Here is a 23,076-nt window from a genome sequence, read left to right on the forward strand (position 1 = left end):
AGGACGAAGCCGGGTTCACCCGCAGACCGCCCACGGCACGAACGTGGGGACGCCGCGGCATCACCCCGGTCGTGAAGGTCTGCGGCCGGGGCTCCGGACGGGTCTCGGTCGCCGGGCTGATCGCGATGCGGCCGGGCTCGCGGACCCGGCTGTGTCACCGGCTGCGGCGCCATACCGGCCGCAAGGGCGAGCGCCGCAGCCTGTCCGAGCGCGACTACATCGGGCTGATAGACGGGGTCCACCAGCTGGTCAAGGCGCCGATCGTGCTGGTCTGGGACCGGTTGAACACCCACGTCTCCCATGCCATGCGCGACCTGATCAACGCACGGGACTGGCTGACGGTGTTCATCCTGCCCGCATACGCGCCCGAGCTGAACGCGGTCGAGTACCTGTGGGCCCACGTCAAACGCAGTCTGGCGAACCTCGCCAGCGTCGCTCTGGACCGACTCGCCGCGCTCGTCCGCAACCGCCTCAAACGGCTCCAGTACCGCTCCGACGTCCTCGACGGCTTCCTCGCCGGGACCGGACTCTCCCTCGACCTCCCACCGCCATCACCTTGAAGCGCCGAAGTCAGTAACGAGCGGCGTTGCATCAGATGCGACATGGACAGGGTGTTGGATCTGCCCATCGGCCATCTGGTCTGGCCTCCGAGGTTGTCTATCTCGCCCCGGAGCCAGCCGCCTTCGAGGCCAACTGGAAGGCTGGGCGCTGCAGCAGCGGGCCCGCTTCGTGATGTTGAGCAGACGATCGCATTGAGGCTATGGCTGGTTCAGTAGTTCGCGGATCTCACCGACGAATGCCCCGCCGAGCCGTTGCTGATGCCGAGCGGGGTCAGTCGAACGTGAAGTACGCAACCTCGGGGCCGTAGCCGACCAGGAAGCCGTTGCTTGCGGCTCTGACCGTATCTGAGGGGTGTCGTAGAAAGCAGCTGTGCAGCCTTCGTCCAGAACCGAGGTCCCAGACGATCGCGGTCTCGTCACGGCTGGTGGTGATGGCGAGGGGGGTGCCGTCTGGGGCGGTGACCGTGGCGACAGCCGAGACCGCGCCGGTGTGGCCGGTGAGGGTGTGGAGGTGCTCGCCGCTGAGGGTGTTCCAGACGATCGCGGTCTCGTCACGGCTGGTGGTGATGGCGAGGGGGGTGCCGTCTGGGGCGGTGACCGTGGCGACAGCCGAGACCGCGCCGGTGTGGCCGGTGAGGGTGTGGAGGTGCTCGCCGCTGAGGGTGTTCCAGACGATCGCGGTGTGGTCGTCGCTGGTGGTGATGGCGAGGGGGGCGCCCTCGGAGTCAGTGGCCGTGGCCACCGCGTTGATCCAGTTCGTGTGGCCGGTAAGGGTGTCTAGATGTTCGCCGGTGAGAGTGTTCCAGACGATTACGGCACGGTCGTCGGTGGTGATGGCGAGGGGGGTGCCGTCCGGGGCATTGGTCGTGGCCACAGCGGTGACCACACTGGTGTGCCCAGCGAAGGTGTGCAATCGCTTGCCGGTGAGAGTGTTCCAGACGATTGCGGTCTTGTCGCGGCTGGTGGTGATGGCGAGGGGGGTGCCGTCTGGAGCGATGGCGGTGGCGATGGCGGTGATCGCGCGGATGTGCTCGGTGAGGGTGTGGAGGTGCTCGCCGGTGGTGGTGTTCCAGACGATTGCGGTCTCGTCTTCGCTGGTGGTGATGGCGAGGGGGGTGCCGTCCGGAGCGATGGCGGTGGCGATGGCGGTGATCGCGCGGGCGTGGCCGGTGAGGGTGTGGAGGTGCTCGCCGGTGGTGGTGTTCCAGACGATTGCGGTGTCGTCTTGGCTGGTGGTGATGGCGAGGGGGGTGCCGTCCGGGGCGGTGGTCGTGGCGATGGCGGTGATCTCGCCATCGTGGCCGGTGAGGGTGTGCAGGCGTTCGCCGGTGGGGGCGTTCCAGACGATCGCGCTCTGGTAGTTGTCGGTGGTGATGGCGAGGGGGGGTGCCGTCCGGGGCGGTGGTCGTGGCGATGGCGGTGATTGTGTCGGTGTGGCCGGTGAGGGTGTGCAGGCGTTCGCCGGTGAGGGCGTTCCACACGATCGCGGTCTCGTCGTCGATGGTGATGGCGAAGGGGGTGCCGTCCGAGGCGGTGACCGTGCTCACGGCGATGACCGCACGGCCCTGGCCTGTGAGGGTGCGCAATGGCTTGCCGGTGGTGGTGTTCCAGACGATTGCGGTCTTGTCGCGGCTGGTGGTGATGGCGAGGGGGGTGCCGTGCGGGGCGGTGGTCGTGGCGATGGCGGTGATTGTGTCGGTGTGGCCGGTGAGGGTGTGCAGGCGTTCGCCGGTGAGGGCGTTCCACACGGCCGCGGTTTGGTCGCGGCTGGTGGTGATGGCGAGGGGGGTGCCGTGCGGGGCGGTGGTCGTGGCGATGGCGGTGATTGTGTCGGTGTGGCCGGTGAGGGTGTGCAGGCGTTCGCCGGTGAGGGCGTTCCACACGATCGCGGTGTCGTCTTGGCTGGTGGTGATGGCGAGGGGGGTGCCGTGCGGGGCGGTGGTCGTGGCGATGGCGGTGATTATGTCGGTGTGGCCGGTGAGGGTGTGCAGCCGTTCGCCGGTGAGGGCGTTCCAGACGATTGCGGTCTCGTCGTCGGTGGTGATGGCGAGGGGGGTGCCGTCCGGGGCGGCGGTCGTGGCCACGGCGGTGATTGCGTCGGTGATCGCGTCGGTGTGGCCGGTGAGGGTGTGCAGGCGTTCGCCGGTGAGGGCGTTCCACACGATCGCGGTCTTGTCGTAGCTGTTGGTGATGGCGAGGGGGGTGCCGTCCGGGGCGGCGATCGTGGCCACGGCGGTGACCGCGCGGGCATGGCCGGTGAGAGTGTGCAGGCGTGCGGGGTGGGCGGTGATGCGGGTCGCCCACTGGGGGAAGACGACGGTCGCGCGCGCACTGTCGCCAGATGCTCGGGCGAAGGCTGCGGCTACCTGTGGCTGGCGCCAACTGGCGGCGTCGAGGCTCAGAATCCCGCGGCGTGTCTCAGCGTCGTGGCGTCCGGGGTGGTGGGTGGTGTTGGTGCGGTAGATGTGGGCATGCAGGCGGGCCCGGTCAGTGGCGGCGTGATGGATGTAGGGGGCGAGAGTGTCGGGGTGGGCGTAGACGAGGAAGGCCGGGTCTTCGAGCAGTTGGTCCAGGGTGTTCCCGCCGGCAGCCGTCGCGTGCGCTGCGGCGTGGCGCAGGAGGTAGGGGTCGGCCAGTTTCCAGTTGGCGGCGCCGTCCGGGCCGGTGGGGACGGTGGCGAGTAGGGCGTGGTGGACGGCGTCGGGGGTGGTGCGGGGGCGGGTGTGGTCGGTGAGGGCTTGGTGGAAGTACCGATAGAGCAGGCGCTGGTCGGGTCCCGGCGTGGTGCGTAGGTAGAAGGCGACTTTGCGCAGGGCGCGGCGGGTGTCGGCGAGTTGAGGCGTGACGGCGCCGACGGTGGTGGGCTGGTGGGTGAAGGCGAGGTGGTGGAGGAGTTCGAGGGGCAGCCCGTCACCGTGGCCCTGGCCGACAGCCGCGAGGACCGCGGCGATCCAGGGGTCACCAGCGGCGAGGGTGCGGGTGTGCAGGTCGAACACCTGGGTGATGGTGGTGGGTGGCTCCTGCAGAACTGTTGTGCCGTTGCCATGGGTGTGGGCGCTGTGGAGGTGGTCGGCGTAGAGGTTGGCAATGAGGAAAGCGCCGCTGTCGGCGTGACGGGCGAGGTGGTCGGCGATGGATCGGCAGTCGTGGCGGCGGGGGTGGCGGCGTAGGAGCCGGCTTAGGTACTGGTGGAGGTCGTTCGCAAGGGCATGGCGGTCCTCCTCCGTGGTTGGGTCGAGGTTGAGTTCCTCGGCAGGGTGATCGTCGAGGTGGGTGCGCAGGGGGTTCAAGAGGTCCCACCAAGGGCGCGTTCCCAGCAGGACACGGCAACTGGATCCGTCTTCCGCGGCGGTGGCGAGGGGCAGGAGGAGCTTGGTCAGGACTGTGTGCGGGTCGATGGCCTCGTCAAGCGCGTCGAGGATCACGAGCGTGTCATCGGCTGCTGTGAGCTCATCGAGAAGCGTGCGGAGGTCGGCTTCGTCCGGGCTCGCAGCATGAGACGGAGCCGAAGCGCTGTAGTTGTCGTGTGGCTGGTGCAGTTGCTGGTGGAGGGAGTGGGTGATCTGTTGGAGGGTGAGTTGGCGAGCGTGGACGGCGAGGACGGTACGGGGCTGGCGCGGTTCGAAGTGCTCTACCGCGCCGGCGACGAGGTCGCCGATCGCTCGGTCCAACACGGGGTGGGTGAGGCAGGCGGTGACCCCTAGGAGGGCGGACTTTCCGCTGCCGGGACCGCCAGTAATCACCAACAGATTCGGCTCGTCGGCCGAGCCGTTGAGCCAGTGCTGGATGCGGGCGAGTTGGGAGCGGCGGCCGGAGAAGAGGACGGTCCGTGCGGTGGGGTTGCCGGCCGCACGGGTCGCGAAATGCAAGGGGTCCAGACCCGGGGCACAACCCAGGGCGAGGTCGCGCAGCCACGGGTCCATGGCTGCCAGGCACGCGGCATAGGGGTCGGGGTTGTGGGCGGGATTGCCGAAGAACGCGGGTGGGTGATCGTCGTTGGCCAGGATCTGAGGAGTACGAACGACGTGCTGGCGCCGTCGGCCTGCGGGCCCGGTGCGGGCGAGGTGCCGGTCGATTGCCGCAGCCAGCGTTGCGACGGGCACGTGGGCCAGTGCCGGGCTGATGTCCAGGTCACCGTCGGCGAGTTGGTGCAGGATCTGGGCGGTGGCCGTGGTGAACCTGGCGCCGTACGTGATCTCGTCATCGGTGCACGCGGCGACGACCCAAACGTTGTGTGAAACGCTCTGCAGTGGACGGTTGCCGAGGTCGGCGAGTTGCTGCAGGGCGATGGCCTGTCCGGCACCGCACACGTCTAGGAGCAGCAGCACTGGATTGCCGCGGGCGGCCTCTTCGAGGATCCGGCCGACGCTGACGGCAGTCCAGCGGAGCTGGTCACGGTCCGGGCCGGTTCCCGCAGCTGCGAGATACAGAACGCCTGCGTCCTGAACCCCATGGCCGGCGAAGTGGACGACCAGCGGCTCACCAGGTCCACTCGTCCGATGCAGGTTCCTCCAGGCGTCGGTGAAGTCGTCCAGGTCACCGTCAAGGAGTACCGGCCCGGGACGGGCGCCAACGCGCTCCAGTGCCGACGCCAGTTCCCTGAGTGCCGGCCCTACCGATGACAGCGGGGTCAGGACCACTCTGTCGTCGGCCACCGCTTCCTCACTCACCACCGGAGTGGGGAAGTCCCCAGCCCCCGCCACCAGGCTCCTGACCACGAGCACCCTTTCCGTCCCGGCCCCCGGACACGCCGCCGCCCGAATACGGGCGGCGGCGACCGGTTCACCCCATCCGTTGGTCGGAAATCTACGGGCTCCGTCGGCCAGAGCGTTGCCATTCCGCACATCCGGCGCGCACCCACACCGGCCGGTCCAGAGTGATCGCCGTCATCACCTGAGATACGGGGCCGATGCTGCGGCGGCGAGCCCCTGGGACAGGTAGGATCCCAGGCCGTGGACGCCCCACCCGACATCGCAGGTCTCCTCGTGGTCCACGTCGAACACATCGGAAAGCTTGGGCGGGACCGCGATCACATCGCCGACATCCGCGATGTTCACCCACCGCTTCACCCCAGATGGCTTCGCCCCCCGACCGCTGCGCAAGGACGGGTCCAGCCGCCGGACCAGGGACGGCACCCTGAGCGGCGAACCCACCGTGATCAACAGCTCGACCTCCAGATCCGGATACGTGTGCAGCGTCTCGTACGTGACAAGGGAACCGAGCGAGTGCGCGACCACCACACGCGGACGCTCACGACGGATCACCTGCCTGATACGCTCACGCACCAGCAGACGCCGATCGGGCCAGGTCGTGTACGCCTCGATCTCCCGCAGGCTCGTCACCACTGCGCGCTCCACCCGGCGCACGGTCTGCTCGCGCATGGCCCCGACCAACCGGGGCCCTCGCTCGTCCACCAACCAGCCCAGCAACTGCCGCAACGGCTTTAGCACCGCGTTCTGCGCATCCGCCGGCACCGGCGCTCCCGCAGCAGCCAGCCATTCGACCGCCGCCGCCTGCAGGGCGGGCGAAAGACTCCCGAATGTGTCCTCGCCCCCCGAGTCCTGCGCCTGCTCGGGCAACTGCACGCGCAGCAGGTCCGCGTAGTACGCGACCGCTACCTCGGGAACCGGTCCGGCGAATCTCGCCTTCGCCAATCCTTCGGCCAGCTTCGGGCGAAACTCGTTCACCTTCGCTTCCGCCGCTACGTCGGGCACCGCCCCCCGGACGTGATTGAAGATCCCGTGCACCAGCACCACCGACACCATCGAGCACCTCCTCCCCGGGCCGACTCCCCGCCGACCCCGACCATCTCTGTTTAGCACCTGACCCCCGCTGTTGTGGCATTGTGCCCAGAACATGCACTCCCCGCGGGGCACCTCCGGACTTGTCTTCGCCTTGGATGGGAGTGTCATGAATCAGGCTCTGTTCCGTAGTCGGTGGTGACGCTGCGTCCTCAGGTGGGGAGGAGGATGCGGTGGCGGAGGAGGTCGAATCCGGCGCGGCCGTGCATTTGGCGCATGATCCTCTTGGTGCGGGTGTTGACGCCCTCGGTGCGGCCATTGTGATGGGGCAGGGTGAGGCCGGCGTTCACGGCGGCGCGGTCGAGTTCGAGGCCGTTGCAGAAGCTCTGCAGGTGGGGCAGGTCGGCGCCGCGGACCCGGGTGATCCAGTCGATGAGCTTGGCGTCGTTGCCCGGGGCCGGGGTCAGCAGTTCGGCGAAGCCGCGGACGAAGCCTGCGAGCTCGGTCATTTCGGGGCAGGCCGTGGTGACGGCGTCCAGGAGCGTGGTCTCCTTGGTTCGCAGGCGGTCGGGGTGGGTGAGCAGGAGCCGGGCGGCTCGGCGTGGGGTGGTGACGGGGCGGTCGCCCTCGGCGCGGCCCTGGTTGAGGTAGCGGTGGAGCAGGTTGAGGCTGCCGTTGTAGCCCTGTTCCTTGATCTCGTGGAAGAGGTGGAGGACCGGTACGCCGGGTTCGGCGGCGCGGCGGGTGTGTAGGTGGTCGCGGTAGGGGTCGACCAGGGTGGGCCGGTACTGCGGTGCGATGCGCTCGGCGGTCGGTTCGGGGATACGCGCGTAGCGCTTGACGGTGTTCAACGCCAGGCCGAGGCGGCGGGAGCAGTCGAGCAGGCCGACGCCCTGGCCGAGGAGGGTGTGGATCTTGTGCCATCGTTCGCGGGTGGTCTGCTCGCGAACCCCGCCGGGACGCGGCGGGTTGACGGTCGCCCAGCAGGCGACGTGGGCGCGGACGGTGGACAGGACCTTGTCGCACAGGTTGCGGAACAGGTGCCAGCGGTCGCTGACCTGCACCGCGTCCGGCAGTGCGCGGCGGATCGCCTCGGCGTAGGTGGCCGAGCCGTCCCGGCACACCACCTCGGCGCCGGGATGCTCGCGCAGCCAGACCTCCAGGGTGGCGGCCTCCCGGTCGGGCAGCACATCGATGCGTTCGCCGGTCTCGGCGTTGATGATGACCGTGGCATACCGGTGGCGCCGGCGCAGCGCGAAGTCGTCGATCCCGATCACCCGCGGGACCTGCACCACCGGGGCGGGGATGCGCCGCAGCACCCGCAGGGCGGTCGCGTAGGAAAGGGGCACGGCCAGGGCGGGGGCGAGGCGGGCGGCCGCCCGGCCGCATAACTCCTTGACCACCTTCGCAACCTGGGCGGTCAGACGCGCGGTGCGGCGCTGGAGGCGCTCCAGCAGCCCGGGGACCTGCTCGCGGAAGGTCTGCCGCCAGCAGCCGCTGACCGGGCAGACCAGCCGCCGCACCCGGACCCGGACCACCACACGGCGGCCGTCGACCGGCACGTCCGCCACCGTCCGCCAGTGGTACCCGTGCACCTTCTCCGTCGGCACCGCGCACACCGGGCACGGCACCGGCGCATCCCGGGTCCGGGCCGTCACCCGGACCACCTCACCGCCATCGACCACATCCTCGACGACCAACACCGACAACCCGGAAAACACCACATCCACAAGAGAGTTGGCCTCATCCACGCCTCATGATGACAGCCGGGTGCACAGCGTCACCACCGACTACGGAACAGAGCCATGAATCAGGTGGACACCCTGATCAAGGGAGACACTGATGAGCTCGCTGACGGATCACCAGATCGGGTCGGTTCCTGATGGAACGGTTTCGTCGGAGTCCGCAGACGCCGATGCCTTGGACATGGGTCCGAGGAAGAACACCGGCGGGTCGGATGTGGTGGCGTCGGTCGCCGAGCTGGCGGCCGAGCAGGCCAGAGCCGGCGGGATGCAGCTGCTCGGTGAGGGCGGGCTGCTGCAGCAACTGACCCGGCACCTGCTCCAGGAAGCCCTGGAAGCCGAGATGGACGAGCACCTGGCCTCGACCGCGGAGCCGGGCCGCTCGGCCCGCAAGGGTGGCAACGCGCGCAACGGCTACCGGATGAAGACCGTGATGACCGAGGCCGGGCCGGTCACACTCGAAGTGCCCAGGGACCGGGCCGGCACGTTCGAACCGAAGGTCATGCCCCGGCACGCGCGCCGCACCGAGGGTCTGGACAACCTCGTGATCTCGTTGACCGCGAAGGGCCTGACCAGCGGGGAGATCGTCGCGCACCTGGCCGCGGTCTACGGCATGACGACCAGCAAGGAGACCGTCTCCACCATCACCGACCGGGTCCTGGAGGGCATGGCCGAGTGGCGCACGCGCCCCCTCGACGCGGTCTACCCGGTCCTGTTCGTGGACGCCGTTAACATCAAGGTCCGCGACGGCCAGGTCGCCAACCGGCCCGTCTACGTGGTCCTGGGCGTCACCGCCGACGGCTACCGCGACATCCTGGGCCTGTGGACCTCCGGCGGCGGCGAGGGCGCGAAGTACTGGCAGTCGGTCCTGACCGAGATCAAGAACCGCGGCGTGAAGGACTGCCTGATCCTCATCTGCGACGGCCTGGCGGGCCTGCCCGACGCGGTCGCCCAGGTCTGGCCCCAGACCGTGGTCCAGACGTGCATCGTCCACCAGAGCCGTCACGAAACAACGCGTTGCCTCCCGGACGCTGCATCGTTGATGTGGTATGCGCATATCGGACGAGGATCGCGCGCAACTCGCTCAGCGCTTCGAGGTTCTGTTGCCGCACTTGAACGAGCGTCAACGGCGGCTGGCCATGGCGACCGAGGCACGTCTGCTCGGACACGGCGGTGTGCGCGTGGTAGCGCGGACGGTCTGGTCGTCGGCCGTGCGCGTGTCCTAATCCTCGGTGTTCCGGTGATGAGCGTACGCGCCGCCGGTCGGGCCGGTGTACGGCGAGGCCGCCCCGGCTGGTCGGCGCGGGGCAGCCTTGTGCGGTGGTGTTCAGGGGTCGGCGAGGTGGTTGGCGAGTTCGAGGGCGGCGGTGGCGACGGCAAGGGCGGAGCACAAGCCGGTGACCTCGCGGAGGGTGGGGCGCACCAGGCAGGGCCAGTCGTCGGGGGCAGCGGGCCAGGTGGCGAGGTGGACGTCGGTGATGGCGAGGCCGAGGCGGGCGGTGACGTCCCAGCCGGCCTCGGGAGCCTTCTCCCACCGCAGCAGAATGCGGCCGAAGGGGAGCCTGGGTGCGGTGTTCGGGAGCCACAGGATCTGGATCGGCTGGCCGGGGACGGCGGGGGCACGGTGGACGAGCGCTCCGCTGGCCCACGACGGCATGGGGTGCAGCGCGAAGCGCTCCAGCGGCTGCGGGTGGGCGAGGCGGCGGGTGGTGGGGATGCGGGTCTCCTTCGGGCGGGCGATGGTTCAGGCCCAGGCGAGCTCTTCGCGGACGGCGGTGGGCAGGTAGCCCTCCTGGCCGTCCTCGGCCAGGTAGACGAGGCCGTCGTGGACCAGGACGTTCGAGGCCAGCAGGTGGGAGAAGGGCCAGTCCGGGTTCACAGCGAGGCGGACGCGCAGGTTGGGGTCGACGTCCTGGAGCTGGGCGATCAGGTGGGCGACGGTCAGGTACTGGGGCACAGCGGTCTCCGGGTGGTGAAAGGGGCGGCGGTGGGGGTGTGGGCGGTGGTCACGGGAGGTCGAGACGGAGCCTCTCGCGCAGCACGGCGGGGCCTTCGGACGGGGCCGGGGGGTGGGTGCCGAGGTGGCGCTTGCGGGACTCGTTGACGTAGCCCTTGCCGGGGCCCTTGAACTCCCAGATGCCGCAGGCGCAGACGGCGCTGGAGTAGGCGCGGCTGGGGCAGTCGGGATGCAGGGGGCTTGCCGGAGCTGGTGTGCTTGTGGTCCGGCGGGCAGAGGGAGTCGTCGGAGTGGTGGTTGGTCAGCAGGGGGCGGTGGACGGTCACTCAGGTCCTCTCGGCGGACGGGATCGTCGGGGCGGGAAGGCGGCCTCGGGGACGGACGAGGACGGGTTCGTCGGCGGGCCACGGGTCGCAGCACTCCCAGGGGAAGTCCCGGGTGAGGACCACGGTGCCGTGCGGACCCTCGACCTCGGGCAGGCCGCAGACGCCGCATCCGCAGGCCGGGTCGTACGGGCCGGGGACGGCCGGGTAGGGGCCGCCGGCGAAGTAGTCGGTGCGGCGCAGGCGCGGTGTCGGTGGTGAAAGCGGAGACGATCAGGTCGCCGGGGCGGACCTCGTCGGCGCGGACGATCCGAAGGGCGGGGCTGGCGAGGAGGAGGCGGGCTGCGCGGTGGGTGGCGGCGGTGACGATGAGCGGGTGGAAGGCGACGTGGTGGGTGGTCATGGCACTGCCCCTCGTGGTGGGCGGCTGGCCCGGCGGGGACCGGGCCAGCCGGTGGTGTGGCGGATTCAGTTGGCGAGGCGGCAGGAGCGCTGGGGCAGCGGCTCGTCCTCGGGACCGAGGAGGACCAGACCGTCGTCGGCCAGGCGGCCGAGGGACCTGGAGACGGTGCGGTCGCGCAGGCCGAGGGCGGTGCCGATCCGGCGGACCCGGGTGCCGCCCGGTGTCCTGGCGAGTTGGGCGAGGACACCGGGCGTCCCGGCGCAGGTAGCTCTCGTGGACGTCGTCGGGGGTGAGCAGCAGGCCGCTCACGGCGAAGCCGAGGCTGAGGGCGAACGTGGTGGAGGCGGGCGGGACGAAGAAGGCGTTGGTCAGGCCGAGCGCGGAGATGACCGGGCCGGGGGCGCGGGTGAGGATGGTGGTGATCGTCAGGGCTGCTTCCTTTGCTGGAGTCGGTGGCGGCGCTGGCCCGGTCAGGCCCGCTGACGCGGTATGGGCAGGGCTTCGCCCCCGTGGGCCTCGATCAGGTCCCGCACCAAGGCGACGGGGACGGGCAGGTACACGGATTCGGTGGGGTCGTCCTCGTCCTCGTCCACGCTGGGGTCGAGGTGCTCGCGCCAGCGCTCCCACGGTTCGGGGCGCCGGGTGGGGAAGCCGACCTCCAGCGTGACAGCGGGCAGCAGGAACGGGGCGGCGGGGTCGAGGGCGAGCACCGAGAGGCGGAAGCCGTCCGCGCACGCGATGTGCGGGTCGGCCAGGGCGCGGCCGAGCGCGTCGCGCGCGGTGCCGTGGGCGATGCGATGGTCGAGGCGGGGTTTAAGCAACAAGTCCTCCGAGAGCGGTAGTTGGCCGGTGTCAGTGGGCGGGAGTGGTGATGAGTGCGGCGAGGAAGCCTGCGACGGCCTCGGAGGGGGTGTGGACGCCGAACTCCTGGGTCCACGGGTCGGCGCCGGTGGGCTGGACCTGGATGCGCCAGAGGATGCCGCGCTTCCAGGCGCCGGGGTCCTCGGGCAGCCAGCCGATGTAGACGCGCCCGTCCGGGCTGGTGCAGTGCACGTTGGCCTCGGGGGTGTCGACCATCGGCCAGCCGAGGCCGGAGAGCAGGGCGAGGACCGGCTCCGCGCTGTGATCGGACGCGAGCCAGGAGCGCTCTTCGGCGGACGGGCGGACGGGAGCGGGCAGGAAGCTGCTGGGGGTGTTCACGGGGACCGGTCCCTTCGTTGACCTGCGGTTTCAGCGACATGAGTACGTTCACATGCAGCGTCCCGAAGTTCGTAGTCGTTTACCGGGAACCGCCCTCTGCCGTGGGCGAACCGAGTGGGAATGGATCGGGGCGCCCGGGTGCTGAAGCAGGGTTACGGCGCGGCGCCGTACGGGATTACGAGGGGGATGAAGGCGATGGCGGCGGGCAGAGGCCGGGACATGGCGGCGCTGGAGCGCAAGATCCGCAGCACGGGGCGGGTGTGGACGCTGGGCGACGTCACGGCGATCGGCGAGGGCCAGTGGGCCGTCGCCACGACGAGCCGCGCCGAGCGGCGGCAGGACGAGGCGGTGCAGGCGCGGCTGGCGGATGGTCGGCGGGTGGAGCTGACCGTGGAGGAGCTGGCCCGCGTGGTGGGCGCCACTGACCTGAGTGCCCACCACGAACCGGAGGCGAACTGACCTGCGGTTAGCGCCGGTTCGCGACCGTCTGGGCCACAGCGGCTGTCGAACGCAGGGCGGGCTGGTCGGCGGGCAGCCCCAGGGGGCGGGGCGTCTGCGAGGTGCGGGCGGTGGCGGCCCGCACGCGCTCGGCGTCCGGGCCGCCCTCGGAGGTGAGCGCGAGTTCGCGGGCGTCGATGATGTGGCGGATCATCTGGACGGCCGTGTTGCTCTCCGCGTAGGCCGTGCGCAGGGCGCTCGCCGAGACGGTGATCCGGTCGAGGTCGTAGAAGGCGGGGACGTGACCGGGCCGGGTGAGGGCGTGTAGCCGGTCCTGGTGTGCGGCAATGGAGTTGGACACGATGACGAGGTGGGAGCGGCGGTGCATGGCCGCGCGCAGCATCGCATCTTCGACGGGCAGGCGGGGCGCGGCCTCCTCGAGTTCGGCGATCGGCCGTTTCCAGGCTTGCTCGATCATGGCGTCCGCGTGGTCGAGGGCGGTGGCGTCGGACACGGTGTTCTCCGAGACGTTGGCGGGGTGGTCAGCGGGAGGGGCCGGCGAGGGCGACCCGAGACGGTGCCGGCGGCGGGGTCGAGGTGGTGTAGGCGAGCGCGGCGGCCGGGGCGCGCGTCGCGGTGACGGAGCGGGAGGTGGCGGCCCGCACGCGCGCCACCTCCAGCGGGCTCGGCACTGTGGGCGTCGCGACGGCGTCCGCGGGCAGGCGCGCGACCTGGTTGCGCCGCAGGTACCGGTGCACTGGGGCCGGGTCGAAGGCGGCGGTGAGCGTCTCCAGCAGGGGTGCGGGCACGTGCGAGGAGGCGGTGTCGTACCAGCGGCGCTCGGGTGGTCCCGACTCGAAGAGCCACCGTTCGCTGGTGTCGTCCACCTCCTCGGCGTGCGGCAGGAAGCCGGGGCGCGTCGACCGTGCGACGAGCTGGTCGGGGCTCTGGACGACGATGGGCTCCGCCCACCGCCCGGCCACCCGGCGCGGGGCGGGCAGGCCGGCGCCGAGGTAAGCGTCGGGGCCTTGGATGTAGGCGTCGGCGAGGGGGGTGGTGAACTCCTGGACGATCTCGTGGGGCACCCGGTCGTCGAAGTGACCAGCCACCTGGGCATCGCGGTCGCCTCCGGACCCGCGCTGATCTTCCAGAGCGTCGAGTCCGGGCCCTCGGGCAGGAGCGCCAGGCGGGCCGTCAGGTCCGGTGCGGTGACGTAGGCGTTGCCCAGCTCGTCATTGCTGGCCGCCCACCCGGCTCGGATCAGCGGGGTGACGGCATCGGTGGCGTCGGCCTCCGACCCAGCGAGGTAGCACGGCTGGACACGGTACTCGCGGGGCTTCTCGGGGGTGTACGGCATGAGGGTTCCTTCACGGGATCAGCGCCGACGCGCCCCGCCGGACGTCGGCACCGCAGCGGCGGCGGGGCCCGGCGGAGAGCAGGCGTACGGACGGCGGGCCGGTTGCGCGGTGGGGGCGCGGCGGACCGTGACATGGGACAGATGGCGGGCCGGGACACCGCCGAGGGGCCGCTCGACGGTCTCGGGCGAGCTGAAGGCGAGGGCCGCGCGCAGGAGCGGTTAGAACGGCACGCCGATGGTGAAGTCCGCACGCCACGACGGGTGTTGCTGGTTGCCCGCGAGCATGCTCCACGACGGCGGGACCAGGCCGGCGACCTCCGCGTCGGCCACCTGGTGGCCGACGCGGTGCCGGTAGCGGGCGCTGGCGTCCGGCGCGACCTGGTCATGGAAGCCCTTCGGCCCCGGGCGGGCTGCCAGCCGCGGTCGGCGAGGACGGAGGCGGGCGTGCCGGGCAGGTGGTGCGGCCCGCCGTGCAGGTAGTCGTGGTGCCCGCTGCGCAGGCCGTCGACGAGGACGGCGGTGAAGGCGGCGGTGATCTCGGCGGGCGTGCCGGGGCCGAACGCCGCCCACAGCGGCCTTGAGTCGGGCGCTGGGTAGCCGTGGACGGTCCAGGCGCATGAGTGGTCGGGCGGGCCGGAGCCGGTGACGGCGGCGGTGCGGCAGGGGCTGGTGAAGGAGATGCCGCCGTCCGGCGCGCGGGCGCGGCTCCAACCAGGGGCAGAGCCGAGCAGGCCGGAGACGAGGCGGTGGTCACCGGGGCCGGCGAGACGCAGCGGACGAAGGAGCAGAGGGGCGGCGGACGACAACGGGGGGCCCGACCCGCAGGTTGCCCGCCACCCGGGCCGTACGGCGGGCGAGCTCGCCGTAGTCCACCGCGCCCTTGGCATCGGCGAAGGCGGTCCTGCCCCCGCGATCCGCTGCGTGACGGAGGATCAGCTCATGCACCTTGCACCCCTGCGGTCGATGGCTGAAGTCAAGCACACGGCCAGGAGAGGAGGGCAATCCACCGGGGTGTGCCCCCGGCCGGGCTACCGGCTGAGGACCTCCATCCCCCTGAACTCGAGCTCCACCCGGTAGTCGGGCGAGTCGATCTGGGCTTGGAAGGCCAACTCCACGAAGAGGCCGACGGACACGGAGGCCATGTGGTCGTTCCAGTCGTGATCCAGCACGGCCACACCGTCCTCGCGATCGGCCAGGTGGACGTCCCCGTGGTACAGATACCCCTCCAGGGTGAGCTCGGCGTTCACCCGGACCTCTCCGAGGCTGAGCCCGTGCTCGTAGGCCTCCACCGGCTGCCAGTCGATCGAACCGAGCATCGGGTCGACATTTTCCACCGTTGCGCCCGTCATGGCCGCCAGCACACGGTGGCCTCGGCCGTCGTACGTCAGCCCGTCCTCCGGATCGACCTCGCTGTGGACCAGGTCGTCGCAGGCGGAAGCAACGGCCTCGCGCAGCGCGTCGTCGAGGTTCCGTGGCGGAGGCCACGGGTCCGACTCCCGGACGAACGCTCGGAGGAGAACGAGACAGGTTCCCCGGACCATGCGCACGCCGATACTGGGAGAGATGTTGAACAGGGTGTCATTCTCGGTTGTGTGGGGCGAGTCGAACATGACGACGACGCTGAGCGGATCCGGCCGGTCCACGGCTGCCGAGTCCAGAAGAGTCCGATCCGAACGGAACGCCGACTGGAGGTCGATCGGGATCCGGAGGCCGCTCTCGGGCGCCTGGCAGTAAAGATCCCGTTCACCCTTTCCCCCTCTGGTGACAGTGAATCGGGGCTCCAGTGCTATGCCGAGGCTGAGTTCGAAGTCCCGCATCAGGTACAACGCCCCTTCATCCCAAGCCGGTACCCGTGCTTCGTATGCGTCGACAAAGGTGAGGAGCTTCAGCAGGATGCGATCGATCTCCACGTGGATCCCCTCGTACCGGCCTCCGAGATGCCTCCGGACTGCCGTGCGCATGAGGTCGTACGCCTCGTGGATGGAAGGCGCCACATAGCCGGGTGCCGCACGATTGCGCAGGAGCGCCAGCGGCGGCCGAGAGTAGACCGCGTGGTGGTTCACCACAGGAGGTGACGTCAACTGCCTCATCGCACGGGCGATGTGCCCCGGCTCCAGCAGCTCTGGTCCCTCCGGAACGCCCTCCACCATCACGTGGCGCAGCAGCCGGGGAAAGGAGTCGGGGCCCGGCCCGTTGCACAGGAGGTAGACGTCCGCGTCCACCTCCAGCTCCATGGGGAACTCCGAGCTACCGGGGAAGCTCTCGAAAATGATCACGATTCGGCGGAAGTCACCCTCCAGGAGGATGTCCGCCAGGTGTTCGAGACTGAGGACTTCGTGCCCCAACACCAGGAAGCGGGACCCGATGCCCGACCCCACCCGGACGAGTCCGGCGAAGTACAGGAGGAAGGTCTCGTCGCCTCGCCGAAGACTGTGGCGGAGCGCGTTCACGAACCCCTGCCGCCCATTCACATCCTGCACGATCTGGCAGCGATCGGCCGGCAGGTCCCAGCTGTCGGGGGACATCAGCACGGAGTACATCTCCACGAGCGCCTCGTCGACATGACCGGTACTCGGATCACGCGAGTGGTCGGACACCCCGATGAGCAGCGCCCCGGTCCGGCTCGGGTCCGGGAGCCTCGGAGCGGCGGACTCCTCGGTCTGCGGCCGCGTACCGGCCCCCCGCACCGCCCGCCGCCTGCGCCCGCCGTCCAGCACGGCGAGGAGTTCCTCCGAGGCCAGGGCGAACGGCCGTAGCTCGGCGGGAAGTTCCTGGGGGCCGTCCGCCGCGACCGCAGCCACCGCCGTGCCCGTTCCGGGCGTGCGGGCGGCGACGTAGCGCGTCAACGCGGCCTGGACCGTCCAGGCGTCATGGCGGCTGAGCAGTGGTGCCAGCCGAGCCCGGGCGGCCTCGGAGAAGCTGAGCACCGTGGACCCGCCGTCCACGGTGGCGATGTCCACGATGCCGCTGGTCATCAGCTCGGCGAGATCGCTCACCGAGGCCTCCGGGACCGTCTCCTGCCTGATCAGCCGGAGCAGCGGCAGGCTCAGCCGGCTGAACGGGCTGCACAGCGCCGCCAGCCGTTTGGCCGCCGGGGAGCCCGCGTGGAGGAAGGCGGCTGCCCGCCGTTCGGCGTCCGGGACGGGCGGGGCGTACTCGGCGAACGGTGAGGTGAGGACGCCGGTTTCCGGCAGCAGCACGGCGTCGTGGCCCGCGCGGGCGCCCCGCATCACGCCGGCCGCCCAGCGGCGCAGCGCGTGCGGGGTCAGGGACGGGGTCGGCAGGGCGACCCACCCGAGGTCGGGTCCGAACAGGGTCTTCAGCGTCAGCGGGACGGTGAAGGTGAGCTCCGTGTTGTGGGTGGACGGCGTCCGCTGTCGGACCCGTACGGCGGGCAGGTCCAGTCCGGTGCTGGGCCAGAGCCGTGCGGGCAGCGGGTTGAGCAGGACGACCGAGGTGGCGGCTCCCCAGTCCCTCAGCAGTCGCCGGACGTCGGCCTTGCGCCAGCCCGGCGCGGCGCAGTCGGACACGACCAGGACCAGCTGCCGACCGCCCGGCGCGGGAACCCCGGCACTGGTGCGCGCGCGGCCCCGGAGGTCGGTGACGCGCGGTTCGGGCCCGACGGTGAGCCGCAGGGACCGGACCAGGCGGAACGCGCCGAGGCCGGCCAGCAGGGCGGTGAACTCGTCGACGGTCTCCCGCCACACCTCCATGGTCGGGTGGGTGTCGACCACCACGACGACCTCGAACCACGGCTCGGGGGCGGGTGTGAACACCGGGACCAGCTCGCCGCTGTCCGCGTAGGCGCGCACGGTGGCGTCGAGGTCCAGGGTGCGCCGGGTGCCGCGTCCGTAGCGGCGTTTGAACGGGCGCAGGGCACGGCCCAGTTCGAGGGCGTGCGGGAGCGCCCGCCCGGTCGCCACGTCGACCGGGCGGCCGTCCGGTGCGGGCAGGCCGGGCAGGGGCAGGCGCTCGTACAGCGGCACCTCCCGGCTCACCGGCCGAGCCTCCCGTACGGGTTCCGGCCGGGTTTCCTCGTCGTCGTGGTGCCCGTCCGGCCGATCGGGACAGGAGGCCGCCGACGGCGGCGGGGGCGTCGCCGGTTCCGCCGGGCCCGGGTTCCCGGCCGGTGCCGCGGCGAGCCAGAGCGCGTCGGCCACCGTGGCGGCGTCCGTGCCGGGGGGCATCGCCTCGCTGAGCGCCTCGACCAGGGCCGCGAGGCTGTCACGCACCGGAGAGGTCCCGCAGCATCAGCCGGAGCAGCCGCTCCCGCTCGGCGCCGGTGGGCGCCCGCCCATCCGTCACCAGCCGCACCGCGTTGAGTAGTTGGTCGACAGCCAGGCTGTCGCCCCGGGCGATGCGCTCGGCGAACCCGGCGATGACCTCGGCGGCGGGGCCCCGGTCGTCCACCGCGCACCCCAGGTGGGCCTCGACGGCGCGGCGCAGCGTGTCCGGGGTCGGTGCCGGCATCTCGTAGCGGATGCAACGGCGGAGGAAGGGTGCGGGGAAGTCGCGTTCCCCGTTGCTGGTCATCACGATGAACGGGAAGGTCGTGCACTGGACCTTGCCGTCCGTCACCGGGTGGGTGGCCGTGTCGTCCCATTCCCGGACCCTCACCTGCCTGCGCGGGTGGCGGACCAGTTCGGGGATCTCGAAGCGTCCGCTCTCCAGGACGTCCAGCAGGTCGGCGGGAAGGTCCAGGTCGCTCTTGTCGATCTCGTCGATCAGCAGCGCCCGGGGCCGGTCGCCGGGCAGCAGGGCGGTGCCCAGCGGGCCCAGTTGGAGGAACGGGGCGATGTCGGCGCTGCCGTGTCCCCGGCCCGGGTAGCGGCCCGCCCGGCCCATCCGGTTCGGGCGGGCCGGGCGGGGCGCCGCCGGGGCCGACCGGAGCCGGAGCGCGTGGATGTGCCCGAGCGCGTCGTACCGGCAGAGGGCGTCCGCCAGGCCGCTACGGGACGTGATGTGCCACCGCAGGGGCCTGCCGAGCTTCAGCTCGGCCGCGACCTGCTCGATCACCGAGGACTTGCCGGTGCCAGTGCTCCCGGTGATCAGCAGCGGCCGGTGCAGGTACAGGGCGGCGTTGACGGCGTCGGTCAGGCCTTCCGGCGGCAGGAACGCCGTGGCGGAGTCACCGCCGGAGAAGCTGCGCCACGGCGGCGCGGGCGGGAGGTCGACATCGCGTGGCCGACCGTCGCCTCGGTAGTACGTGTTCCAGGTCATCGGGTGCTCCTCGGGGCGAACGGCGCGTGCTGCTCGTAGGTGTCGCAGAAGTCGAACCAGTCGGTGTCGTGCCAGGCGGCGCGGAGGCAGGCCAGCGGACCGAGGTGATCGGGTGTCCCGGCGCACCCTTCGTCCTCCTCGTCCCAACTCCTGCGCTGTGCCTCGTTCAGGACCTCGGGCAGTCGCTCCCAGACCTGGCCGAGGCGGGTGCGGGCCGCTTGGTCCACGTCGTCCTCCGTGTCCGGCCAGAACAGGATCGGGGTGTACGGCAGGAGCGCCGTGACCAGTTCCTGAAGGTGCGAGGGGCGGTGGCCGACGCCGATGGCTCGTCCGTACTTCCCCCTGGCCAGGCCCGGCAGGAGTCGCGCCACCACCGTACGCTCCTGGTCAAGCCAGTCGACGGGGGCGCTCTCCAGGGGGTCCTGGCGGAGCGTCTCCAGCTGGGCCCGGGCCCGCTCGTTCAGTCCACGCATCCCGGCCGGTACCACGAGGCGCCCGGACCACCGCAGCGTGACCGTGCGGTGGGTACCCAGAAGGTACTGGCCGACCAGGGCCTGCTCCGGGCGCCAGTTCAGCAGCACCGGCGCGGTGGCGACGATGTCGATGTGCCCCACCTCGGCGCGGCCCGGGGACGCCTCGTACGCCCAGGCGATCACGTCGGGCAGGACGGCCTCCACGCCGCTCCGGTCGGGCCGACAGGGGAAGTGCCGGTGGCTCAGGCAGCCGGGCCCGTCGCGCAGGCACGCGGACAGCGAGTCGGGCCAGTCCACCTGTGCCGCGTGCAGGCTGATGACCAGCCGAAGCGCCCGCTCCCGGCGGTTCTGTTCGTACCTCTCGCGGGCGTCGTTGAGGCTGATGGGATCAGCCGTGGTCCGGGCCCAGCTCCGCACCCGGGTGTCCGACAGGTCGCTTCTTCCGCACGTGTCGGCCACGGCGACCACGTACCAGGCCAGGGCGAGGTCAGGGGACACGGTTCCGGCCACGCTCGGCGTTCGCAGTGCCGCGTGCTCCAGGAGGTGCTGGAGCAGCGCACGGCCGGTCAGCCGACCAGGCGGCCGGACCGGCTGGATCCCGTCGGCGGCCCACTGGCGGTTGAAGTCGGCCGCGAGCCGGCGCAGCAGCGGGGTGGTCAGGGCGGACCCGGCCAGGTCGACCAGGAGGCTGCCGGTGTCGATCGCGGCGACCAGGCCCTGGGCGACCTCGGCCGCCCACCGGGCGGCGGGCGGCCCGAACGGGTCGAGGGCCCGTTCGGAGAGCTTGATCAGCGCCTCCCGGTTCCAGGGGTCCGGGGCTGCGGGGCCGCCGGGCCAGTTCCGCAGCGCCTCGGCCAGGTCCTCGGCGCCGATCGCGCCGATGCCCTGGTTCTGCGTCCACGGTCGGCGCAGCTGGTTCAGGGCGAGCCACAGTGGTTCCTCGGCGTCGGCCTCGCCGTCGAAGTCGACGCTCTGGACGTCCTGGTCCTTCAGCCTGGGCCCGACCCGCAGCTTGAGGGCGCTCGTCCTGAGCATCTCGCCCTCGTCCGGGATCCCCTCGGTGAGCGCCTCGGCCAGTTCGTGGCTGAAGTCCAGCCGGTAGGCCTCCTGCTGGGAGCCGCAGGCCATCAGCACGGAGAGCCGCTTGCTCCCGTTCCTGAAGCCACCGGCCAGGGCCGCGGTGCTCGGCGCGCTGGCCCCGGCGTGACAGGTGTCGACGAGCGCGATCACGCCCGTGACTCCGGTGGCGTCGCTCGCCAGCTCCAGCAGCGCCGGGACGTCGAGGCAGCGGTCGGCGTCGTCGGGGAGGCTGTCCGCGGCCATGTACCAGAGCTTCCCTCCGGCCAGCGAGGTCTGGCCGTGTCCGAGGACGGCGAGGACCAGGGTGGCGCCGGCTTGCGCCGCCACGCGGACGGCCGCACGGATCGCCTCGTCCGCCTCCCGCCAGGTGACCGATCCCGACCGCAGGCGTGCGGCGTCCACCGCGGGGGCCGGACTGGGCTCGCACCTGCCGGTCCGCGGATCGGTCAGCACGTCGAAGAGCCGATCGGCCCTGGCCGTCAGGTCCGTGAGCTCCGGCATCGCCGCGCACTGGGTGGCGATCAGCACCAGGTGACGGGCCGGCGGCCGCCACACCTCGCTCATGACCGTGGGGCCGTGGCTGCCCGGGCCTCCAGCACCGGACCCGCGACCTCCTCACGCCGGAGGTACGTCGTGGCGTCATGGGACCAGAACCTGGCCGACGTCAACCGGTGGGGAGTCGGCCGGACGCCCGCCGAATTCGGCTCGACGGCCTTCACCAGCCGGCGTTTGGGCACCACGAGGTCGTCGTTGTCCCGGAAGTCGGCCCAGGCCGCGACGGTCTCCGGGGTCGCGGGCGGGCGCGGCCTGATCAGCGGCCGGACCACCCCGGGGGTGGCGATCGGCGAGCCGACCGTGACCAGGAGAGCCACCGACCCCCGGTACTCCGCCAGGGCCTCCAGGGCGACCACCGTGCCGAGCGAGTGCGCCACGACGATCGCGGGCCGGGACGGGTCGAGGCATCGCAGGACCCGGTCACGCACCCGCTGGTCGAGCGTCCGCCCGGCGGCGTCCGGCTCGGCCCGCCGCAGGTAGCGGCCCGGCTGGGAGAGGATCCCGAGCAGTTCGACCCTGCTGAGCCGACGGGCGCCCCAGCTCAGCCCGGGCAGCGCGGCGATGGAGGCCAGCATCAGACTCAGGTGCCGCGCCGGGTTGAGCACGCCCTGCGCCTCGCCCTGCGGGCTCAGCTGGGCGCGCACCCGGGCGAGGCCCCGGTGGTTCTGGTGCCCGGGCAACGAGGCGAGCTCGTCGAGGAATTCGGCCAGCAGGTCCAGGGTGAGTGCCGCCTGCTCCTCGTCCGCCCCCGCGCCTGCTCCCTGGGCTCCGCTCGCGGTGAAGAGGTCGCCGTAGTGGGCGAACGCCGAGTCGGCGGCCAGGGCGGCGGCCAGGTCGGCCCTCTCCGCGGCGCCTCCGGCCGGGACCGCGCCCTCGGCCAACGCCCCCGACCATGCGGCGAGTTCCTTCGTCACGTCCCGGGGGCCACCGATGCCGTGGACGAAGACTAGCCGCGGCCTTGCCTTCTCGGTCACCATGGTGTCGGTCGTCATGGCCGGTCCCCCACATCCGTCAACGCGCTTCCCCTCCCCCCTCCAGGCAGGGGCCGCTCGGGCGCGCCCGTGGCGACGGTCGGGCCCACGGCCGCGCACCGATCGGAGCAGGGGGAACGAACGGTACCAACATCCGCCGCCCGACCGTGAACCCGGCCGGTAGGGCCACTGCGGCTACGGTGAGGGCGGCGGAGGGCCGTCGGGGTGGGCCCAGGAGCGGTAGGCGGCGACGGCGGTGGGGAGGGTGGGGAAGATCCGGTCGGGGCCGATGGAGCTGGTCAGGCCGTAGGCGTCGAGTTCGGCGCGCAGGTCCTGCTTGACGCGGGCGAGGGCGAAGACGATGCCGCGGGCTTCGAGTTCGAGCCGCAGGGCGTCCAGGGAGTCCAGGGCGGTGATGTCCACCTCGACGTTCGCCTCGGTGTTGAGGACGAACCAGCGGACTGGCTCGGGCTGTTCGGCCAGGGCGGCGAGCGCCCGGCGCTGGAGGTTCTCGGCGTTGGCGAAGAACAGCGGGGAGTCGTAGCGGTAGACGAGCAGGCCGGGGACGGTGCGCGCCTCGGGGTAGTCGTCGACGTCGTGCATGCCGGCCACGCCCGGTACCCGGCCGAGGACGGCGTCATGGGGTCGCGCGACCCGGCTGAGCAGTTCGATCACCGACAGGCCCACCGCGACCAGGACGCCGTAGAGGATGTCCAGGGTCAGCACGCCGATCGTGCAGCCGAGCGCCAGCAGCAGTTCGCGGCGGCGGAAGGAGGCCAGCCGGCGGAAGCCGGCGAGGTCGATCATGCGCAGTGCGGCGAACACGACCAGGGCGCCGAGTACGGCGTCCGGGGTGTCGTGCAGCAGCGGGCTGAGGAACAGCAGCACGGCGACCACGCCGACGCCGGCCGTGAGGGCGTAGACCTGCCTGCGCCCGCCGGCCGACTCGGCCAGCGCGGTGCGGCTGGCGCTGCTGCTCACCGGGAAGCCCTGGAAGAAGCCGGCGCCGAGGTTGGCGGTGCCGAGGCCCAGCAGTTCCTGGTTGGCGTCCAGCCG

16 protein-coding genes and 6 pseudogenes are annotated in these 23,076 nt (G+C 71.6%); 4 read left to right on the top strand and 18 right to left on the bottom strand.

Going from position 1 to position 23,076, the window contains the following annotated elements:
- Window positions 1–59 precede the first annotated feature (59 nt).
- Window positions 60–560: a transposase gene (locus AB0D10_RS44020; protein ID WP_360268064.1), complete on the top strand. Its 501-nt coding sequence runs from the start codon at window positions 60–62 to the stop codon at window positions 558–560.
- A gap of 271 nt (window positions 561–831) precedes the next feature.
- Here the strand turns inward: AB0D10_RS44020 and AB0D10_RS44025 are convergent, their stop codons facing one another.
- From AB0D10_RS44025 to AB0D10_RS44045, 5 genes and pseudogenes are all read right to left on the bottom strand, one after another.
- The gene (locus AB0D10_RS44025) at window positions 832–1,302 is read right to left on the bottom strand and encodes a hypothetical protein (protein ID WP_360268024.1); all 471 of its coding nucleotides are present in this window, start codon (window positions 1,300–1,302) and stop codon (window positions 832–834) included.
- Window positions 1,303–1,413: 111 nt separating this feature from the next.
- A pseudogene (locus AB0D10_RS44030) lies at window positions 1,414–1,935 on the bottom strand (hypothetical protein); the annotation flags it as partial.
- 241 nt (window positions 1,936–2,176) lie between these two features.
- Window positions 2,177–4,483: pseudogene (locus AB0D10_RS44035) on the bottom strand (AAA family ATPase); the annotation flags it as partial.
- Between the two features lie 966 nt (window positions 4,484–5,449).
- Window positions 5,450–6,325 (bottom strand): hypothetical protein, encoded by an 876-nt coding sequence (locus AB0D10_RS44040; RefSeq protein WP_360268026.1) that lies wholly within the window; start codon window positions 6,323–6,325, stop codon window positions 5,450–5,452.
- A gap of 188 nt (window positions 6,326–6,513) precedes the next feature.
- Window positions 6,514–8,022, bottom strand: a complete 1,509-nt coding sequence (locus tag AB0D10_RS44045; protein ID WP_360268029.1) for an ISL3 family transposase — start codon at window positions 8,020–8,022, stop codon at window positions 6,514–6,516.
- Between the two features lie 268 nt (window positions 8,023–8,290).
- Here AB0D10_RS44045 and AB0D10_RS44050 point away from each other — a divergent pair.
- Window positions 8,291–9,049 (top strand): annotated as a pseudogene (locus AB0D10_RS44050) (IS256 family transposase); the annotation flags it as partial.
- 43 nt (window positions 9,050–9,092) lie between these two features.
- Window positions 9,093–9,236, top strand: a pseudogene (locus AB0D10_RS44055) (ISAzo13 family transposase); the annotation flags it as partial.
- A gap of 134 nt (window positions 9,237–9,370) precedes the next feature.
- On the opposite strand, the gene AB0D10_RS44060 reads toward AB0D10_RS44055, so the two are convergent.
- From AB0D10_RS44060 to AB0D10_RS44080, 5 genes and pseudogenes are all read right to left on the bottom strand, one after another.
- Window positions 9,371–9,700 carry an esterase gene (locus AB0D10_RS44060; RefSeq protein WP_360268030.1) on the bottom strand — a complete coding sequence of 110 codons (330 nt, stop codon included), beginning with the start codon at window positions 9,698–9,700 and terminating at the stop codon, window positions 9,371–9,373.
- Between the two features lie 87 nt (window positions 9,701–9,787).
- Window positions 9,788–10,000, bottom strand: coding sequence for a hypothetical protein (locus tag AB0D10_RS44065; protein WP_360268032.1), 213 nt, complete (start codon window positions 9,998–10,000; stop codon window positions 9,788–9,790).
- Window positions 10,001–10,791: 791 nt separating this feature from the next.
- Window positions 10,792–10,959 (bottom strand): annotated as a pseudogene (locus tag AB0D10_RS44070) (hypothetical protein); the annotation flags it as partial.
- Window positions 10,960–11,196: 237 nt separating this feature from the next.
- Window positions 11,197–11,547 carry a hypothetical protein gene (locus AB0D10_RS44075; protein ID WP_360268034.1) on the bottom strand — a complete coding sequence of 117 codons (351 nt, stop codon included), beginning with the start codon at window positions 11,545–11,547 and terminating at the stop codon, window positions 11,197–11,199.
- A gap of 31 nt (window positions 11,548–11,578) precedes the next feature.
- Window positions 11,579–11,926, bottom strand: a complete 348-nt coding sequence (locus AB0D10_RS44080) for a DUF317 domain-containing protein (RefSeq protein WP_360268037.1) — start codon at window positions 11,924–11,926, stop codon at window positions 11,579–11,581.
- Between the two features lie 138 nt (window positions 11,927–12,064).
- Here AB0D10_RS44080 and AB0D10_RS44085 point away from each other — a divergent pair, with 138 nt between their 5' ends.
- Complete coding sequence (locus AB0D10_RS44085; protein WP_360268040.1) at window positions 12,065–12,385, top strand: hypothetical protein; 321 nt, start codon at window positions 12,065–12,067, stop codon at window positions 12,383–12,385.
- Window positions 12,386–12,392: 7 nt separating this feature from the next.
- Here the strand turns inward: AB0D10_RS44085 and AB0D10_RS44090 are convergent, their stop codons facing one another.
- The 8 genes and pseudogenes from AB0D10_RS44090 to AB0D10_RS44125 all read right to left on the bottom strand — a co-directional run.
- On the bottom strand, window positions 12,393–12,878 hold the full coding sequence (locus tag AB0D10_RS44090) for a hypothetical protein (RefSeq protein ID WP_360268043.1): 486 nt from the start codon (window positions 12,876–12,878) through the stop codon (window positions 12,393–12,395).
- 28 nt (window positions 12,879–12,906) lie between these two features.
- Window positions 12,907–13,473 (bottom strand): hypothetical protein, encoded by a 567-nt coding sequence (locus AB0D10_RS44095; protein ID WP_360268046.1) that lies wholly within the window; start codon window positions 13,471–13,473, stop codon window positions 12,907–12,909.
- A 763-nt stretch (window positions 13,474–14,236) separates the two neighbouring features.
- Window positions 14,237–14,608 (bottom strand): annotated as a pseudogene (locus AB0D10_RS44100) (DUF317 domain-containing protein); the annotation flags it as partial.
- Between the two features lie 141 nt (window positions 14,609–14,749).
- Window positions 14,750–17,953, bottom strand: coding sequence for an SAV_2336 N-terminal domain-related protein (locus AB0D10_RS44105; protein WP_360268049.1), 3,204 nt, complete (start codon window positions 17,951–17,953; stop codon window positions 14,750–14,752).
- A complete protein-coding gene (locus tag AB0D10_RS44110) occupies window positions 17,946–18,941 on the bottom strand; it encodes an ATPase (protein WP_360268052.1) in 996 nt (331 codons plus the stop codon). Before AB0D10_RS44110 ends, AB0D10_RS44105 begins: the two co-directional genes overlap by 8 nt.
- Complete coding sequence (locus tag AB0D10_RS44115; protein WP_360268055.1) at window positions 18,938–21,058, bottom strand: hypothetical protein; 2,121 nt, start codon at window positions 21,056–21,058, stop codon at window positions 18,938–18,940. The genes AB0D10_RS44110 and AB0D10_RS44115 overlap by 4 nt, the downstream gene beginning before the upstream one ends.
- Window positions 21,055–22,041 (bottom strand): alpha/beta hydrolase, encoded by a 987-nt coding sequence (locus AB0D10_RS44120; RefSeq protein WP_360268058.1) that lies wholly within the window; start codon window positions 22,039–22,041, stop codon window positions 21,055–21,057. The genes AB0D10_RS44115 and AB0D10_RS44120 overlap by 4 nt, the downstream gene beginning before the upstream one ends.
- Window positions 22,042–22,215: 174 nt before the next feature.
- A partial coding sequence (locus tag AB0D10_RS44125) for a SulP family inorganic anion transporter (RefSeq protein WP_360268061.1) occupies window positions 22,216–23,076 on the bottom strand: 861 nt, incomplete at its 5' end.

The organism is Kitasatospora sp. NPDC048545, from assembly GCF_040651155.1.
Classification (GTDB): Bacteria; Actinomycetota; Actinomycetes; order Streptomycetales; family Streptomycetaceae; genus Kitasatospora.

Excerpts from the sequence above, each read along its gene's own strand:
- AB0D10_RS44115 (WP_360268055.1), bottom strand. The coding sequence starts at position 21,058 with ATGAGCGAGGTGTGGCGGCCGCCGGCCCGTCACCTGGTGCTGATCGCC.
- AB0D10_RS44110 (WP_360268052.1), bottom strand. The coding sequence starts at position 18,941 with ATGACCTGGAACACGTACTACCGAGGCGACGGTCGGCCACGCGATGTC.
- AB0D10_RS44060 (WP_360268030.1), bottom strand. The coding sequence starts at position 9,700 with ATGCCGTCGTGGGCCAGCGGAGCGCTCGTCCACCGTGCCCCCGCCGTC.
- AB0D10_RS44040 (WP_360268026.1), bottom strand. The coding sequence starts at position 6,325 with ATGGTGTCGGTGGTGCTGGTGCACGGGATCTTCAATCACGTCCGGGGG.
- AB0D10_RS44120 (WP_360268058.1), bottom strand. The coding sequence starts at position 22,041 with ATGACGACCGACACCATGGTGACCGAGAAGGCAAGGCCGCGGCTAGTC.